The organism is Klebsiella sp. WP4-W18-ESBL-05, assembly GCF_014169075.1.
Taxonomy (GTDB): Bacteria; Pseudomonadota; Gammaproteobacteria; order Enterobacterales; family Enterobacteriaceae; genus Kluyvera; species Kluyvera ascorbata_B.
In genome coordinates this window covers 3665090-3681089 of record NZ_AP022057.1, presented here as the reverse complement: position 1 = coordinate 3681089, position 16000 = coordinate 3665090, and the positions used below count along the sequence as shown (strand labels likewise).

Genomic DNA, 16000 nt, shown 5'->3' with positions numbered 1-16000 from the left:
CTCAACCGAGCTGGCTTTTTAACTAGTGAGCGCCCCCGCCCCCGCCCCCGGCGCCAAACGGCGGCCTGGCAAACCACACCAGCCCCAGGAGCACGAGGAAGATCCCCGCTGAAATCCAGAAGATTTCGTTGGCCGAAACAATCAGCCCCTGGTTGGTGATCTGCTGGGCTATCCAGCCGGAAGCCTGCTGCTGCGTCATCCCCATACCCTGTAGCTGATCGTACATCTGCTGGGCGTTAGGGTTAAACGGCGTTACCGACTCCGTTAGCTGCGCATGGTGCATGGCTTCGCGGTTGGTCCAAAGCGTTGTGGTAATTGACGTCCCGATGGAGCCCGCCAGCGTACGCGTGAAGTTCGACAGGCTCGAGGCGGCCGCCAGACGCTCGGGCGGTAGCCCGGAAAGCGTGATGGTGGTCAGCGGCATGAAGAAGCATGCCACGGCAAAGCCCTGAATAAACTGCGGCCACGCCGACGCACCAAAGTCCATTCCCGGTTCGAAGGTGTAGGCGCGCCAGTAGAAGCACACGGCGTACATAATAAAACTGAAGGTCACCAGACGGCGCATATCCAGCTTATGGGCAAAGCGGCCGATAATCGGCGACAGAATCACGGGGATCACCCCGACCGGCGCCGATGCCAGACCGGCCCAGGTCGCGGTATAGCCGTAGACCTCCTGCAATAGCTGCGGCAGTAAAACGATCGCGCCGAAGTAGAGCATATAGGCCAGGCTGATACACAAGCAGCCGATGGTGAAGTTTCGCGACTTAAACAACGACAAATCGACAATCGGGTTATCGTCGGTCAGCTCCCAGACAATCAGGAAGCTCAGCGATATCACCGCGACGATGGTCAGAACGATGATCTCGGTCGAGTTAAACCAGTCGAGTTCTTTACCCTGGTCAAGCATCACCTGCAGACTACCGATCCCGAGCACCAGCAGCGCCAGGCCCACGCCGTCGATACGGCGCTGTTCGGTTCGCGTTTCCCGCCCGCGTAGGGTCTGGAGGCTTAATAGCACGACCACCGCGCCGATGGGCACGTTGATAAAGAAGATCCAGCCCCAGTGATAGTTATCGCTGATGTAGCCGCCGAGAATTGGCCCGCAGATAGGCGCAACGATGACCGTCATCGACCACAGCGCCAGCGCAATAGAGCGCTTGGCTGGCGGATAGTTACTCAGCAGCAGACTCTGCGACAGTGGGATCAACGGCCCGGCAACAATCCCCTGAATAACGCGGAAGAAGATCAGCATGCTAAGGCTGTTGGACATCCCGCACGCCCATGACGCAATGACAAAGGCGACGGTTGACCACAGGAACAGCTTCACCTCACCGACGCGCTTTGCCAGCCAGCCGGTAATCGGAATGGAAATGGCGTTAGCGACCCCAAACGAGGTGATGACCCACGTCCCCTGGCTCAGCGATGAGCCAAGGTTCCCGGCAATGGTGGGGATGGCCACGTTAGCGATGGTGGAGTCCAGCACCTGCATGAAGGTAGCCAGCGACAGCGCAATGGTCATAATGACCAGCTGCGCGCCTTCCAGCGGTTTTTGCTGTTGCATTACGCGCACCCCAGCATTAGTTGGCGTTGGCCTGAACGATATCGTTAATCAGCTTGTTAACCGGATCGAGGCTGATTTCACGCGCGTTGCTCTCGTATGCCGGGCTGTTACGAATCTGGTTGGCCAGAATTTGTCCGTCGCGGTTGGACGTGTCTACTTTCACCAGCGTAGACAGGCCGATACGCAGCGGGTGTTTCGCCAGCTGGTCGGCATCCAGTTCGATACGTACCGGCAGACGCTGCACGACCTTGATCCAGTTACCGGTGGCGTTCTGCGCCGGCAGCAGGGAGAAGGCGCTACCGGTACCCATATCGAGGCCGACAACTTTCCCGGTGTACTTCACGTCATCGCCGTAGATGTCGCTGATCACGGTGACCGGCTGACCAATACGCATATGGGCCAGCTGGGTCTCTTTAAAGTTCGCGTCGACCCACAGGTTATTGGCCGGCACCACCGCCATCAGCGGCGTGGTTGGGCTAATCTGTGCGCCAGGCTGAACGGAGCGACGAGAGACGTAGCCGCTCATCGGGCTGACGATTTTGGTACGCTGCAGGGCAAGCCATGCATTACGGACTTCCGTCGCCGCCTGACGCACGGTCGGCTGCTCTTCCAGTTTCGTTCCCAGGATCATCGCCTGGTTAGCGTTGTACTGCTGGATAGCGACGTCGAGAGCCGCCTGCGCGCTGGTGACCGCATCTTTCGCGTGCTGCAGCTCTTCGCGGCCGATCAGGTTGGCGTTACCCAGTGGGATACGACGGTTGAGGTCGGTCTGCGCCTGCGCCAGCGTCGTTTTACGGATATCGATATTGGCCTGCAGCTGTTTGTTGTTGATCATCAACTGGCGCATCTGACGCACGCTGGAAGCCAGCGCCGTCTGCGCTTTTTCAAACGCCTGCTGAGCATCGGTCTGATCGAGCGTGACCAGAACATCACCCTGCTGGATATAGTCGGTGTTGTCGGCCCAGACTTTCGTCACGCTGCCGGACACCTGCGACATGATTTGAACCTGGTTCCCTGCCACGTATGCGTCATCGGTTTCTTCGAAGTGACGCAGTACCAAAAACCAGTAGGCCCCGTAGGCCACGGCAATAATAACAAAGAGCAAGGTCAACAAGACGAGGGCGCGTTTGCGTTTGCCTTTCTTGTTGGCGGGTTGCTGCGGGGTTTGAGTCTCCGCATTTGCGCTCATGTGATTCTCCACATTCTTATTATTAATATCGGCGACGCCGACCTGTTTACCAGAAAGGCCAGCAGGGGTTATCTGCTGGCCTGTTTGTTTTCATTGTTATCGCGGTAGTATCAGCGCAGGGCGTCAAGTACTGAGCCGTCCTCTTCCATCTGATCCAGACGAGTAAGAAGTTTGCGGGTGATATGTTCGAGCTGATCTTTCTCGGCCGGGCTAAGCGACGACCAGAGCTGATGCAGGCAGTGATGCTGCGGTGGCAGAACTTCGTTCAGGAACTCACGACCTTTGTCGGTCAGCTGCAGATGCAGGCAGCGACGATCGTTGTCACTTTCACGACGTTCAATCCAGCCGCGCTTTTCCAGCTCATCGGCGATGCGGGTCGCGTTAGTACGCGATGACCCCAGCGCACAGCTGAGCTCGGAAGGCTGAATACTGTGGTTTTCTTGAGACTCCAGCGTGATTAGCGCCATAAACAACGTCTCGTTAATCCCTTGAGCTTTCAGCATTTTATTGCGGTTATCCAGCAGCTTACCCTGCATGTGCATGCAAAGGCGAGTCAGAAGAATTTCCTGGAAAGGAAACTCTTCGCAGCGGCTGGCGCGAAATTTCAGCATTTGTTCAATGGGCGTAAACGAACTATCCATCTGGGCATTACCTCATTAGTTACAGTCGATATAGTAACGATGGTGACAAATAAAGTAAATGAATTAATGCCCGTAATTTATGTGATTTACCTATGACATAGAGATGCTGTATACGTAACGCTCATCGCATTTGTGTTATTCGGCTTCCTGACGGTGATAGCCCCACCACCAGACCAGCAGGTTAGCGAGAGAGATTGCTGCACCCGCCGCACATACGCCGGCCCAGCCTGCGTGCTGCCAGGCCGCAGCGGAAAGCAGCGACCCGGCCGCGCCGCCGATAAAGTAGCTGGTCATGTAGCCCGCGGTCAGACGGTTACGGGCATCGGGCTGCACGCGATAGATGACCGTCTGGTTAGTGATATGCACGCCTTGTACCATCAGGTCGAGCACCAGAATACCGACGATCAGCGCGATAGCGGAGGTGTGACCGTACCAGATAGCCACCCAGGAAAGCAGCAGTAGCAACAGGCCCCAGGTGGTGGTCAGGTGCGCTTTGCCCTTATCCGCCAGCCCGCCGACCGGACGTGCGCCCAGCGCGCCAGCCGCGCCCGCCAGCCCGAACAGCCCGATAGCCCCTTCCGAGTAGTTGAACGGCGCGCCGGAGAGCAGGAACGCCATCGAGGTCCAGAGAATGCTGAAGTTGGCAAAGGTCAGACAGCCGAGGATAGCACGGGTGCGCAGCAGCTTATCGCGGGCAAAAAGGCTGAAGATAGAGCCCAACAGCTGCGGGTAGTTGAGATGCGTCTCCTGCTTGAGTTTCGGCAGGCCGCGCCACAGGGCAAAGGCCAGCAGCACCATCAGCACGGCGGCAACCCAGTAGACGGTACGCCAGCCGCCCAGATTCGCCAGCAGGCCAGCAACGGTTCGCGCCAGCAAAATGCCGAGCAGCAGCCCGCTCATCACCGTGCCGACGACCTTACCGCGCTTTTCCGGCGAAGCAAGGGTTGCCGCCATAGGCACCAGCAGCTGGGCAACGACGGAGAATAGCCCGGTAAGTGCGGTGCCAAGGATCATCATGGCCGGAGTGCTGCTGCTTGCGGTAATGAGCATTCCACCCGCCGCAAGCAGCGTCATGGTCACGATAAGCGAGCGGCGTTCAAACATATCGCCCAGCGGCACCAGGAACAGCAGCCCGGCGGCATAGCCAAGCTGTGCGGCGGTAACGATGAACCCGGCCTGTCCCGCGCTAAGCGAAAAGTGGCGGGCAATGGTCTCCAGCAGCGGCTGCGCGTAGTAGTTGCTGGCAACGGCCAGGCCGGTGGCGACGGACATTAAGGCAATTAAGGCTGGGCTAAGCCCGTGGGCAGGTTTAGTCATAATGGCTGAAATGATTAAGAAAGAGAGAGTGATAATAACCAAAGGCGGGAAGGGCAGGGAAAATGTCGCGTAGCGGAATGTGCTTTTTGGCTACGGGGCCCTATCTTTCCGTAGGCCGGGTAAGCAAAGTGTCTGTAGGCCAGATAAGGCAAAGCCGCCATCCGGCAGTCGGAGGCGGCTCAGGTACATTCTCGGCATCGCCACACTCGGATGCTGCTTTATGCCGCCCCGAGTGGGCATGCCTGATGGCACGAGGCTGTTCAGGCCTACTTCTGCGCGGCCAGCGCCTCTTTTACCCAGCCGTCAAATACCTGCTGGTGAGCCTGAATCCAGCCATCAACCTGGCCCTGAACGTCGGCTTCTGAAGCCTTGCCGTCATGCATCATCGCGTTCTGTGCGTTAATGTCGGACAGCGGCAGCTTCATAATGGCAAACAGCTTCGCCGCCGCCGGGTTTTTCTCGGCCCAGGCCTTATTGGCGACGATATGCATAGTGCTTACCGGGAAGCCGTAGTTCGCGCCGTTAGCCAGCTTGGTGTCGATATTTTTCTGTACGCCCGGCAGGGAGGAGAACGGCACCTGCAGCCAGACCACGTCTTTCCCCGGTTTCAGCACGTCGCTCACCCAATACGGTGTCCAGGTATAGTAGATAATCGGCTTGCCTTCTTTAAAGCGGGTGATGGTATCGGCCATCATTGCCGCATAGTTGCCCTGATTATGCTCGACCGTTTTGGTCAGATCGTAGGCATCCAGCTGATGATTAATCACCGCCTCACAGCCCCAGCCTGGGTTACAGCCGGTCAGATCGGCCTTACCGTTGCCGTTGGTATCGAACAGTTTGGCGATTTTCGGATCTTTAAGCTGCTCAATATTGGTAATGTGGTACTGGTCGGCGGTTTTCTTATCGATCAGATACCCCTGCGCCGCGCCGCCAACCAGCGTCCCTTCGCGGTAAAATTTCTTGTCACCGCCAGCCGCTGCATACATATCGTCATGCAGCGGTATCCAGTTGACGGCGGTAAAGGTCGCGTCGCCGGCGGCGATAGAGGTGTAGCCGACGTTGTAATCGACTTCGTTGGGTTTACTGACGGTGTAACCGAGCTTTTCCAGCGCGCGGCTGACCAGCAGCGTCTGGAACGTTTCTTCGGACAGGGTGCTCTGTACCGGCTGTACGGTCATGCCTTTCCCCGGCAGGTCGGCGGCAAAGGCGCTGGTGGAAACCAGCGTGGCAAACGCTGTCGCAAAAACAAATGAGTGTCGCATCGTTGTTCCTTTAATAGTGATAGTCGTGGAGCGTTGGCCCGCAGCGCAGGCCAACACGATGGTTACTTAGTGAAAGGGCGGAGCAGCAGACCCAGCGGGCCGGTGCTGTACCAGCGGCGATTGCCACGGCTGCGGGAGTCGCGGCCAACGGCCTGGGTCAGGCGGTCGAGAATGATGGCGAGGATAACGATCCCCACGCCGCCAACCGTTGCCAGCCCCATATCCAGACGGCCAATACCGCGCAGGACCATCTGGCCGAGACCGCCGACGGCGATCATGGAGGCGATCACGACCATTGACAGGGCCAGCATCAGCGTCTGGTTGACGCCCGCCATAATGGTCGGCATTGCCAGCGGCAGCTGCACTTTAAACAGCATCTGACGTGGGCTAGCGCCGAAGGATCGCGATGCCTCGATAAGATCTGCTGGCACCTGGTTAATCCCAAGAATGGTCAGGCGCACAATGGGCGGCAGGGCGAAGATAATCGTCACGACGACGCCCGGGACGTTACCAATACCGAACAGCATGACAATCGGCACCAGGTACACGAACGCGGGAGTCGTCTGCATGGCATCAAGCAGCGGACGAATAATCTTCGCCGCCCGCAGGCTTCGCGCCAGCCAGATACCGAGCGGCAGGCCGATTAACACACAGAACAGCAGCGCAGTGAGTACCAGTGCCAGCGTCACCATGGCCTGTGACCATGCGCCAATCGCACCGATGGCAATCAGCGAGATAAAGGTCGCTACGCCCATGCCGAGGCTGGAGATCTGCCAGGCGATGAGGGCGAAAATCACAATCGCCACCGGTGCGGGCATTCCCAGCAGCAGCTGCTGGAAGGCGCTCAGAATATAGTCGACGGGAACGCGAATCCCCTGGAACAGCGGGCGGAAGTGCGTGACCACCCAGTCAATGCCGTGAGTTACCCAGCTATCGAGTGGAATCAGCGTCTTATGGAACGGATCCATAATATTAAAATGCTCAGCCTGCGGAGCGGGCGCGCTGTGCAGCCAGTCTGCGCTACCGCCGGACGGCGTCGATGCCGGAGAGCCCCAGGCGTCGGCAGAATTTGCCGCGCTGTCTGCGGCCGGTGTGGTATCCCACGGGTTAGATTGATCAGCCATTGTTGTTTGCCCCCTCGCGATCTAATGCCTGTAGCAGCATGCGTTTTGAAATCACGCCGACGTACTGCTGTTCTTCTCCCACCACCGGAACGGCGCAGGGCGCGTGGCCCACATGAGAGAGCAATTCGCTGAGCGGCGTCTGCGCATCAACGGCCAGAGGCTCGTCAATCAGCGCCGCGTCGATTCCCTGGTTAGCTTTTAACGCCTCTTTCAGGGAGTCGATGGAGACAATACCGACAAACTTATTTCCGCGTTCAATGACGTAGCCAAATTCGCGGTCATCATCCTGCAATAATTTCAGCGCGGAGCGTGGGCCAAAGCCCGGCGTTTTACGGATTAAGCCATCGGGATTACGACGTGCAATATCTTTGGCGCTAAACACCTGGCTAATATCCACACCGCGGAAGAAGGTGCGGACATAATCATTGGCCGGATTATTCAGAATTTCATCCGGAGTACCCACCTGAACGACTTCGCCATTTTGCATAATGGCAATGCGATCGCCAATTCGCATTGCTTCATCGAGATCGTGGGAAATAAATACCACGGTACGCTGATGTTTCGCCTGTAATTTTACCAGCTCATCCTGCATCTCAGTACGAATTAAAGGATCGAGCGCCGAGAAGGCTTCATCCATTAATAGAATATCAGGGTTGATGGCCAGAGCACGCGCCAGACCGACGCGCTGTCGCATCCCGCCGGACAGTTCATCCGGATAAGCGTGCGCGTAGTTTTCGAGGCCCACCTGACGCAGGGCGTCCAGTGCTTTTTCCTGGCGCTCCTGTACCGGCACACCCGCAAGGTCCATGCCGAATGCGGTGTTATCCAGCACGCTCATGTGCGGCATCAGCGCAAACGACTGGAATACCATGGCGATTTTTTTGCGGCGCACGTCGCGGAGCTCGGCGTCGGATATTTTGGCAATATCCACACCGTCAATCAGCACCTGACCGCGGGTGGGTTCAATCAGACGATTGAGAAGGCGTACCATGGTGGATTTGCCGGAGCCGGATAACCCCATGATGACAAATATCTCGCCTTCTTCAATGGCCAGACTGGCGTCTTTGACGCCAAGCGATAACCCTGTTTTTTCCAGAATTTGCTCTTTGCTGAAACCCTTCTCGATATATTTAAATGCTCGCTGTGGATGCTCGCCGAATATTTTATAAAGATTCTTAACTTCTAATTTAACTGCCATGCAATATGCGTTTTCCTGTTTTTAGTTTATGTCGATATGGTACCTGATGAGAATAATTACCTTTTTATACCCTAGCACATTCAGATGATGTGACAACCCTCAACCTGTTCTGATCAGAAATATCAGGCAGGGCGATCGTGCGCTCATTTCCCATGATATAAGGGATGAGCCGCAAATTAGCGCCTGTTGATTTTTTTGTAAATTAAGCTGGAAAATTTGCAAGCGATCGGAAAAATGGCATGAATATTGTCGGAAAAATCACCGTGAATTAGCGTGAGTTATTTGTATGATCATGGCCGTTTGATAAGAAATATCCCGGCGAAAAATGTGGGCGTATATTGGCGAGGATTGAGGCATTATTTACAACATCAAATCGCCCGTGAATGATGAATAGTCACGGGCGATTCTGGCTTACATCCGCATACCGACAGCCAGACGGTTAAAGGCGTTCATCAGGCTGATAGCAAAGGTCATATCGCTAATTTGTTCCGCGCTAAAATGCGCCAGCAGCGGCTGGTAGACGTCATCTTCGGCGTGTGTTTCGGCGATGTGCGTCAGATCTTCCGCCCAGGCCAGCGCGGCGCGTTCTGCATCGCTGAAGCGATCGCTCACTCTCCAGCCAGCTAGCGCGTCCAGCCTGACCTGTTCCACACCGGCTTTGCGCAGCGCGTTGCTGTGCATCTCCAGGCAAAACGCGCAGCCGTTAATTTGTGATACCCGCAGGTACAGCAGCTCAAGCAGCGGGCGTTCCAGCGTGCTCTTTTCCAGCGCGATGCTCGCCTGTACCAGCCCGGCATAGACCGCTGGGCTCAGTTCACTATAGGGTTGGCGTAGTGCAGTCATTGTCTTTCTCCTCGTTCAAGATGAGACAAAAATAGCACTATAATGGCCCTAAAAAGATAGCCATATTCTGGGTAAAAAATAAGACCATGAAAACGCGCCATGTACCGCGATACCAGCAAATCGCTCGTCAGCTGAAGGCGGCGATTGAACAAGGTGAACTGAGTGCGGGCAGGCGTCTGCCGTCCAGTCGCCTCTACGCTCAGGAGCTTGGTGTCTCCAGAGTGACGGTGGAGAACGCCTATGCGGAGCTGGTGGCGCAGGGGTGGCTTGAACGACGCGGGCAGGCAGGGACGTATGTCAGTCATCACTTAACGCTGGAAGCCACGCCAGCGGAGCCGCTTGGTTTTGGCGGCGAGCAGTTTCAGCCGCTGCCGTTCCAGCTTGGCTTGCCCGCGCTGGATCTCTTTCCGCGCGGGCTATGGGCTCGGGTAATGGGGCGCAGGCTGCGTACGCAAACCCGCTTTGACCTCGCGTTGGGCGATGTGTGTGGTGAACTGGCGCTGCGTCAGGCGATAGTCGAGTACCTGCGGCTGTCGCGGAGCATTGAGTGCGATGCCGGTCAGGTGTTTATCACTTCGGGCTATGCGGCGGCTATGAGCTTGGCGCTTAAAGCGCTGGATGGGCGCGGTGAGAGCATGTGGGTAGAAGATCCCGGCTTCCCGCTGATCCGCCCGACGCTGGCAGAGGAGGGCGTAAGCCTGCACCCGGTGCCGGTTGACGACGAGGGGATGAATATTGACTGGGCATTACAGCATGCCGGCGACGCGCGATTTGCGCTATTAACTCCGGCTCACCAGAGCCCGACCGGCGTGGCGCTGTCGCTGCCGCGTCGGCGACAGCTGCTCGACTGGGCGGCACACCAGCGGGCGTGGGTCATTGAAGACGATTATGACAGCGAGTTTCGCTATCACGGCAAGCCGCTGCCGCCGTTGAAGAGTCTGGATGCGCCACAGCGGGTGATTTATGTAGGGACGTTCAGCAAATCGTTGTTTCCAGCGCTGCGGACCGCCTGGCTGGTGGTTCCGCTGCCGCTGGTGGCGGCGTTTCGTCGTCAGGCTCAGCGTGCGGCCTGCCCGGTGCCGCTGCTCTGGCAGCACACGCTGGCAGACTTTCTACGCGAAGGTCACTTCTGGCGCCATCTGAAGAAAATGCGCATTCACTATGCCCAGCGTCGCCGCTGGCTGGAAACCGCGCTCGTGGCTCAGGGTTTTCAGGTTGTGGCGCAATCCGGCGGCATTCAACTGGTGGTGACGGTCGAGGGGGACGATCGCGCGATGGCGCGCAGGGCCCGTGAGGCTGGCCTGGCGGTACAGGCTATCAGCGACTGGCGGATAGCGACAGGTGGACGAGGCGGGCTGATAATGAGCTTTACGAATCTTATTTCGCAGGCGATGGCTGACGAGCAGGTGGCGGCGCTACGGCGGGCGCTAAAATAAAAACCCCGGAGCATCAGAGACACTCCGGGGGAGACGCGTTTTTATTATCAACATCATTGTGGTTATATTATCGGCGCGATCCCAATAATACGCCAATAAAAATACCTACCGCCGCGGCCGCGCTCACACTTTGCCACGGTTTATCGCGAATATAGCTGTCTGCCGTTTCGGCAACGTCGCATGCGCTTTGCTGTATGCGGCTACGGCCGTGAATACGTGCGCGGGTTTCGCTGAGTAACGCTTTAGCCTTACGACGAGCGGTATCTACCTCATCTTTATTTTCACTGGCCCAGCTCTTCAGAATATCTTCCAGACTGTCGGCTAATTGGCTGACATCGTTATGAATATCTTGTACTTCGTCGTCAGCTTCATTGCGATTAAACAACTTTGGCATCTCGGCCTCCTCGAATTTGTATTGAGCGTTAAGTGTAGGCCATACGCTATAAATTGCCGGGAATTAATGAGTTTCTGGAATTATCTGAAAGCGAGACGAATACTGATTCATGTAAGGTGGCGATGCAGTAAAAGATAACGAGGAAAAAATATGTATTTACGACCTGACGAGGTAGCGCGCGTGCTTGAAAAAGCGGGCTTTACCATGGATGCGGTAACCCCCAAAGCCTACGGCTATCGCCGCGGTGAGAATTACGTCTACGTTAACCGCGAAGCGCGGGGTCACGTATTCAATGTGTAGATCGGCTCATTGCAAGTAGTGCTCACGCTCAATGAATGTACCGATAATTTTGTCATGCATTTCTACTGATTTCGAGTATCCGAGGGTCTTACGATTAAGCCGCTTTAGCCGGTTGCGAAGGTTCAGGTTTTCACGCTCTATCCGTTGTGTATAAAGCTTGCCTGTGATGTGCTTTTCATTCGGTAACATGTCGTAAACGCTGAAGTTATCTGTGCACCAGAAGACAACATTAAAGCCCACTAACAGCTTCAATAACTTACGCAAAGTCTTTTTGCTTCGACGGCCAAAAGCATGGGCAATAATACGTTTGAGGCGAGGCTCCCATGCATACCACAACCAACGCTGCTGCTTCTTGTTGCCCACAAATGACCACATTTCATCAATTTCACAAATCAGCTGGATTTGCAGGTTGTCCAGTGGAAGCGTAGTTACCCGTCGCGGCGAGAGTTTTTTAAGGTGCGCACAACAGCATTAATGCTGATATGTAGCGCTCTTGCAGTATCGCGGATCCCCGAGTTGTTCATCGCAAGGTCAACAATTTGCTCTTTCATGCCGTGCTGGCAGGCACGATAAGCGTAATCAAGCTGGAAAGTTCGGCTACATGACTGACAACGATAGCGCTGGTGCCCGGCAGTGCCCAGACCATGCTTTTTAACCGCATCAATGCGTCCACAGAAGGGACATTTCACGTCAACCTGAGCCATAAATTCTCACCCGTAAATCAGTCATTCTACAGGGTGATCAACGGATTGAATACATGACCGAAGCGCGGATGGGGCGCACTGCGTTGATTATTCATCCGGGGCTTAAAGACCGAAGCTATAAATTTGCCGAACCGGCGTCTGATATTAAAGCTTGCGATCACTATGAACAGTTCCCGCTGTATCTCGGCGGCGATGTGGAACAGCACTACGGCATTCCGCACGGTTTTAGTTCACGAATGGCGTTAGAACGCTTTTTAGATGGGTTATTTGGCGAGAACGTATGAATAAACGACTGGCATCGCCAGTCGTTTATTGCGCGTCTATCAGGCTTTTGCCTGGGTATATTGTTCCACACGGAACAGGCGACGGCAGAAATCGAGGAAGTAGCCGTAAGCCGCCCCCATCACCAGCGAGATCGCCGCGTTAGAGCTGACCGCCGCGGCAATCTGGTGCCAGTCAGCGCCAACGCTCAGCAGAATCATAACGTACACCGGCGACTGGAAGGTCACGTACGCCAGCGGGTCCGCCGCTCTTCTCACCCAACCTGCCGGGCTGATACGCGCCGCCTGGCGCATAATAAAGTCACGATACAGACCGTATGGCCAGGCAATAATAATGTTGACCGGAATAGCAACCAGACGTGATGAAAGTGACTGCTCGAAGGTCATTCCCGAGAGAAATATTTCAATCATCATGTTCACGACGGAACAGTAGACCACCATGGCGAAAGTGTCTGCTGCCGCATGACGCAGGCGTGACTGCGCAGAGAACATCGGTATGCTCCTCGAAAATGGACGTTATAACGGAGTGAAAACGTTTTTTTAGGCGTTTTGGATTGGTTTATGCGACGCGTATAGGTTATCCATCTGCAATAAAACAAACAACTAGTGAAATATTTTTATTTAATGCGTTTTTGTCAATAAAATACTCTGCCGTCGATTGTTTTTTGAGCGCTACGCTATTTTTGTTTTTGAAGGTTATTTTAATGATTAAAATCATTGTGTTATGTGATGAGTTCGCCGGAGTGTGATGGGCGTAAATGCCGGCATGATTCACGCGTCGGCGTGCGATGCTGATTTTATTGTGATCGCTATCGCTATTGGTTTTTTTATCCAGATTTTGGGCTTTTTATTAGCATTAAATGTTGGATGTTAGATTTTTGAGATATGCGTGAAATTTGGGTAATCATGCAACTGAAGGGGGGAAGGAAGCGGCGAGCGATGCTCACCGCAGAAAGCACTCAGCAGACGCCAAAGTCTCCCTCTTCATGGTACGGGGCAACGTCGTCGTTTTTCAGGGTGTATTGTTTACCGTGCTCATCGCTTGCCTGTACGGCGACGATGCTATCTTCATGCGCTTCAATGACTTTGAGTTTTGGTCCGCCCATTTTGGACTGAACCAGATCGCCAGGTGCAAACATCCACGAACTCCTTTGTTATAGAGGGTGATATCTTGTCGCCGCGGCGGCAGCCGTCAACGACGGTTCCACGGCATCGCGACTAACAGCCGCGCCATGCCGCAAAAACCCGTCACCCCGGCAAAGGTTAAGCCCGCGCCAACGAATGCGCTGAGCAGGAAGAAGGCGCTGGAAACGCTATAGCCGAGGATAACGCCCAGTAAAATTAGCACGCCAGCCGCAATCTGTACCTGGCGCATTAGGGGTAGCGGCTGTGATTTATCTTCAACGGTGAGCAGACCGGCCTGACGCCAGCCATCAATCCCACCTTCAACAATGTTCACCTGTGCAGGCGCGGCCGCTGCGACAAGGCGGGCGAGATTGTTACGGGTACGGTTACCGGACTGGCAGTGAAAAATCACCACGTCCGCTGCGGACGCCTGCACGGTTGCACCTTGCTCAATGGCGCCGAGCGGAAGCAGGCGAGCGGCAGGTATATGTTCGCGGGCATATTCATCGGCGTCGCGAATATCAATCAGCAGGGCACCCTGTTCGGTCAGGGCGAAGGCTTCTTTCGGGGAAATCGTTTCGGTCGTCATGCAGGGCTCCTCAGGGGCAGTAGAGCGTTTTTAAGGTGGCGACTATCTGCTGCACCGCCTCGTTTTTGATGAAATAGTGAAGACGCTGTGCCTCGCGCCGACAGTCAACCAGCCGCTCTTCCCGCATGCGCGCAAGGTGCTGTGAAGTCGCGGACGGGCTTAACCCGCAGGCTTTGGCTAAATCGCCTGCGCTGGTGCCCGGAGCGTCGCAGAGCATACAAAGGATCAGCAGCCGGCGAGGGTTGCTCATCGCTTTGAGTAGCGCGGCGGCCTCGCCGGCACGGGACTGAAGCAGTTCATTTGGGGTCATAGTTAGTTTAGATTTTACTTAATTTAGTAAATGCTAAACTAATCGGGAATACATTGCGAGAGATATTTGCGCAGTCGGCAAACTCATTAGTATGCTAATGGTTAAGTGGGTTGAAAATAAATAAACGGAATAATAATGGGAATATTCCTAAATAGCTGCGCCTAATACCGCTACACTTTTGCCTGACCATGTTTTCCTCCGGGGAATGGGCTGGCGGTTTCCATAAAATGGCGGACCTTTTTCAGTAACTGCCACATTGAGCGGCACTGATGATTACGGGTTATCGTGTCATGAAGTGCCTGCCATAGCCGTTCCACATGATTCACCCACGGCGAGTAAACCGGCTGGTAAATTACCCTGAACTTGGGATTTGCTTTCAACCAGCGCTGTGTTTCGCGGCTTTTATGGATAATGTAGTTATCAACGATCAGCGTGATTGTTTTCGCCCGCCGGTAAGTGGCTTTCAGGTGCTTCAGCAGAGCGATAAACAGCGCTGAACTTTTGCTGTTGCCGCCCACGTAGCTGACTTTACCCGTGCCACTGTGCAGTGCGCCGGCCAGATAGTATTTTTCGTTCTGCCCCGGCGTCACTACCCGTTTCTGCTGTCCGCGCAACTGCCAGTCCGCACCGATTTTAGGATTAAGGTGGATATCCACTTCATCTTCATAAAATACCGGATGCTCTGCGCTGCATTCATCCAGCGCTTTGTGGATTACCGCCATCTTTTCATCTTTATGTGGGTCACGGATACGCAGAGTTGGCGCGGCCCTGCGCCATACAAGCCCCGCAGATGGCAACCAGCGGCGAACGGTTCCTGCATGTAACTGGCAACCGGTTATCTCATTGATTTTTATTGCCAGTAATTCGGTGCTCCAGCGTGAACGTTGATAACCAAAATCGCCGGGAGAATGCTTTATCAGCTCACGTAACAGGGTGCAGATATGTTCAAAAGGCCAGCGTCGGGAGCGCCCTGCGGGTAAGGATTTCAGGCCTTCAATACCTGAGTGCGTAAACCAGTTAATCCAGCGACCAACGGATGAACGGGCACAACAGAGAGTTCTGGCAACATCGCTGACCCGTTCACCCCGATGAAGCATCAGCATGGCCGTGAGTCTGCGGGCATGATTTTTATCACGCGTTTTATGAATAGCTTTCTGCATCAGGCGTCGTTCGCCACGGGGTATTGGTACTATGATCGGCATCGCTCAGTCCGGTTGGTGATTTTGGTTGGTTTGGCGATTGATCAGATCGCACAATCCGGGCTGAGTTCCCTTTCAGTGATCTACTATTCCGCGCAGCTATTTAGTTTTATTTGAGTACCGCATTTTTTGTCATAAAAGACAGGCGAGAATATGCATAACAACGTTAACTCGGTTAAATTATTTCATTAAGTGTTAAATTCAATAGCTCTGATTCGCTGGGAGTTTTGTGTGATGTAATTTCAAATACAACATGTGGTCACGCTTGTTGAAACTTTTGTATCTGAATTAAATACTGTCACGGGTATTTTACTTAATCACGGGTTGCATCATATCTAAATAAGAATATTATTAGCTACGTATTCCTAATACATTAATGATTAACCGATCTTGCTGAATAATAATTATTCGGCCTTTACTGGTTATTATTTGAGTCGAATGAATACGTTATACTCTACAGACGGAACAAAACCATATAAACAGGGAGGATATGACGGCGGGACGCTGGAGAATAATATTTATTCTCA

17 protein-coding genes and 1 pseudogene are annotated in these 16000 nt (G+C 54.5%); 3 read left to right on the top strand and 15 right to left on the bottom strand.

Features of this window, described 5'->3' with window-relative positions; all coding sequences use genetic code 11:
- Nucleotides 1-22: 22 nt before the first annotated feature.
- From emrB to H7R58_RS17490, 8 genes are all read right to left on the bottom strand, one after another.
- Nucleotides 23-1561, bottom strand: coding sequence for a multidrug efflux MFS transporter permease subunit EmrB (gene emrB / locus H7R58_RS17525; protein WP_106928323.1), 1539 nt, complete (start codon nt 1559-1561; stop codon nt 23-25).
- A gap of 16 nt (nt 1562-1577) precedes the next feature.
- Entirely contained in the window at nt 1578-2750 is a 1173-nt protein-coding gene (gene emrA, locus H7R58_RS17520; RefSeq protein ID WP_106928325.1) for a multidrug efflux MFS transporter periplasmic adaptor subunit EmrA, read from the bottom strand.
- Between the two features lie 110 nt (nt 2751-2860).
- The gene (mprA, locus tag H7R58_RS17515; protein ID WP_106928327.1) at nt 2861-3391 is read right to left on the bottom strand and encodes a transcriptional repressor MprA; all 531 of its coding nucleotides are present in this window, start codon (nt 3389-3391) and stop codon (nt 2861-2863) included.
- Nucleotides 3392-3526: 135 nt separating this feature from the next.
- Nucleotides 3527-4708 carry an MFS transporter gene (locus H7R58_RS17510; protein WP_106928329.1) on the bottom strand — a complete coding sequence of 394 codons (1182 nt, stop codon included), beginning with the start codon at nt 4706-4708 and terminating at the stop codon, nt 3527-3529.
- A gap of 266 nt (nt 4709-4974) precedes the next feature.
- Nucleotides 4975-5970, bottom strand: a complete 996-nt coding sequence (proX, locus tag H7R58_RS17505; protein ID WP_106928332.1) for a glycine betaine/L-proline ABC transporter substrate-binding protein ProX — start codon at nt 5968-5970, stop codon at nt 4975-4977.
- Nucleotides 5971-6032: 62 nt separating this feature from the next.
- Entirely contained in the window at nt 6033-7094 is a 1062-nt protein-coding gene (gene proW / locus H7R58_RS17500) for a glycine betaine/L-proline ABC transporter permease ProW (RefSeq protein ID WP_182930147.1), read from the bottom strand.
- Entirely contained in the window at nt 7087-8292 is a 1206-nt protein-coding gene (gene proV, locus H7R58_RS17495) for a glycine betaine/L-proline ABC transporter ATP-binding protein ProV (protein ID WP_106928336.1), read from the bottom strand. Before proV ends, proW begins: the two co-directional genes overlap by 8 nt.
- 411 nt (nt 8293-8703) lie before the next feature.
- Entirely contained in the window at nt 8704-9135 is a 432-nt protein-coding gene (locus tag H7R58_RS17490; RefSeq protein WP_182934441.1) for a carboxymuconolactone decarboxylase family protein, read from the bottom strand.
- 86 nt (nt 9136-9221) lie between these two features.
- On the opposite strand from H7R58_RS17490, the gene H7R58_RS17485 reads away from it, so the two are divergent.
- Complete coding sequence (locus H7R58_RS17485) at nt 9222-10571, top strand: MocR-like pyridoxine biosynthesis transcription factor PdxR (RefSeq protein WP_182934440.1); 1350 nt, start codon at nt 9222-9224, stop codon at nt 10569-10571.
- Between the two features lie 67 nt (nt 10572-10638).
- On the opposite strand, the gene H7R58_RS17480 is transcribed toward H7R58_RS17485, so the two are convergent.
- Nucleotides 10639-10965: a DUF883 family protein gene (locus H7R58_RS17480; RefSeq protein ID WP_106928342.1), complete on the bottom strand. Its 327-nt coding sequence runs from the start codon at nt 10963-10965 to the stop codon at nt 10639-10641.
- A 150-nt stretch (nt 10966-11115) separates the two neighbouring features.
- Here H7R58_RS17480 and H7R58_RS17475 point away from each other — a divergent pair.
- Nucleotides 11116-11244 (top strand): annotated as a pseudogene (locus H7R58_RS17475) (DUF2002 family protein); the annotation flags it as partial.
- Between the two features lie 27 nt (nt 11245-11271).
- Here H7R58_RS17475 and H7R58_RS17470 read toward each other — a convergent pair.
- A protein-coding gene (locus tag H7R58_RS17470) for an IS1 family transposase (RefSeq protein ID WP_182929052.1) occupies nt 11272-11969 on the bottom strand; the annotation gives its coding sequence in 2 pieces (ribosomal slippage) (nt 11272-11720 and nt 11720-11969; 699 coding nt in all).
- Between the two features lie 2 nt (nt 11970-11971).
- Between H7R58_RS17470 and H7R58_RS17465 the strand changes: the two genes are divergently transcribed.
- Complete coding sequence (locus tag H7R58_RS17465) at nt 11972-12253, top strand: YgaC family protein (RefSeq protein WP_227674984.1); 282 nt, start codon at nt 11972-11974, stop codon at nt 12251-12253.
- 39 nt (nt 12254-12292) lie between these two features.
- On the opposite strand, the gene H7R58_RS17460 is transcribed toward H7R58_RS17465, so the two are convergent.
- The 5 genes from H7R58_RS17460 to H7R58_RS17440 form a co-directional block, all read right to left on the bottom strand.
- Nucleotides 12293-12742 carry an L-alanine exporter AlaE gene (locus H7R58_RS17460; protein WP_106928346.1) on the bottom strand — a complete coding sequence of 150 codons (450 nt, stop codon included), beginning with the start codon at nt 12740-12742 and terminating at the stop codon, nt 12293-12295.
- Nucleotides 12743-13209: 467 nt separating this feature from the next.
- Nucleotides 13210-13389 (bottom strand): hypothetical protein, encoded by a 180-nt coding sequence (locus H7R58_RS17455; protein ID WP_106928348.1) that lies wholly within the window; start codon nt 13387-13389, stop codon nt 13210-13212.
- A 53-nt stretch (nt 13390-13442) separates the two neighbouring features.
- A complete protein-coding gene (locus H7R58_RS17450; RefSeq protein ID WP_182930148.1) occupies nt 13443-13964 on the bottom strand; it encodes a rhodanese family protein in 522 nt (173 codons plus the stop codon).
- A 10-nt stretch (nt 13965-13974) separates the two neighbouring features.
- Nucleotides 13975-14274: an ArsR/SmtB family transcription factor gene (locus H7R58_RS17445; RefSeq protein ID WP_182930149.1), complete on the bottom strand. Its 300-nt coding sequence runs from the start codon at nt 14272-14274 to the stop codon at nt 13975-13977.
- A gap of 170 nt (nt 14275-14444) precedes the next feature.
- The gene (locus tag H7R58_RS17440; RefSeq protein WP_001395480.1) at nt 14445-15476 is read right to left on the bottom strand and encodes an IS630-like element ISEc33 family transposase; all 1032 of its coding nucleotides are present in this window, start codon (nt 15474-15476) and stop codon (nt 14445-14447) included.
- Nucleotides 15477-16000 lie beyond the last annotated feature (524 nt).

Coding starts and splice junctions, on each gene's coding strand:
- H7R58_RS17510 (WP_106928329.1), bottom strand. CDS start 4,708: ATGACTAAACCTGCCCACGGGCTTAGCCCAGCCTTAATTGCCTTAATG.
- H7R58_RS17485 (WP_182934440.1), top strand. CDS start 9,222: ATGAAAACGCGCCATGTACCGCGATACCAGCAAATCGCTCGTCAGCTG.
- proX (WP_106928332.1), bottom strand. CDS start 5,970: ATGCGACACTCATTTGTTTTTGCGACAGCGTTTGCCACGCTGGTTTCC.
- H7R58_RS17440 (WP_001395480.1), bottom strand. CDS start 15,476: ATGCCGATCATAGTACCAATACCCCGTGGCGAACGACGCCTGATGCAG.
- H7R58_RS17490 (WP_182934441.1), bottom strand. CDS start 9,135: ATGACTGCACTACGCCAACCCTATAGTGAACTGAGCCCAGCGGTCTAT.
- H7R58_RS17480 (WP_106928342.1), bottom strand. CDS start 10,965: ATGCCAAAGTTGTTTAATCGCAATGAAGCTGACGACGAAGTACAAGAT.
- proV (WP_106928336.1), bottom strand. CDS start 8,292: ATGGCAGTTAAATTAGAAGTTAAGAATCTTTATAAAATATTCGGCGAG.
- H7R58_RS17450 (WP_182930148.1), bottom strand. CDS start 13,964: ATGACGACCGAAACGATTTCCCCGAAAGAAGCCTTCGCCCTGACCGAA.
- H7R58_RS17460 (WP_106928346.1), bottom strand. CDS start 12,742: ATGTTCTCTGCGCAGTCACGCCTGCGTCATGCGGCAGCAGACACTTTC.
- mprA (WP_106928327.1), bottom strand. CDS start 3,391: ATGGATAGTTCGTTTACGCCCATTGAACAAATGCTGAAATTTCGCGCC.
- H7R58_RS17455 (WP_106928348.1), bottom strand. CDS start 13,389: ATGTTTGCACCTGGCGATCTGGTTCAGTCCAAAATGGGCGGACCAAAA.
- H7R58_RS17445 (WP_182930149.1), bottom strand. CDS start 14,274: ATGACCCCAAATGAACTGCTTCAGTCCCGTGCCGGCGAGGCCGCCGCG.
- proW (WP_182930147.1), bottom strand. CDS start 7,094: ATGGCTGATCAATCTAACCCGTGGGATACCACACCGGCCGCAGACAGC.
- emrA (WP_106928325.1), bottom strand. CDS start 2,750: ATGAGCGCAAATGCGGAGACTCAAACCCCGCAGCAACCCGCCAACAAG.
- emrB (WP_106928323.1), bottom strand. CDS start 1,561: ATGCAACAGCAAAAACCGCTGGAAGGCGCGCAGCTGGTCATTATGACC.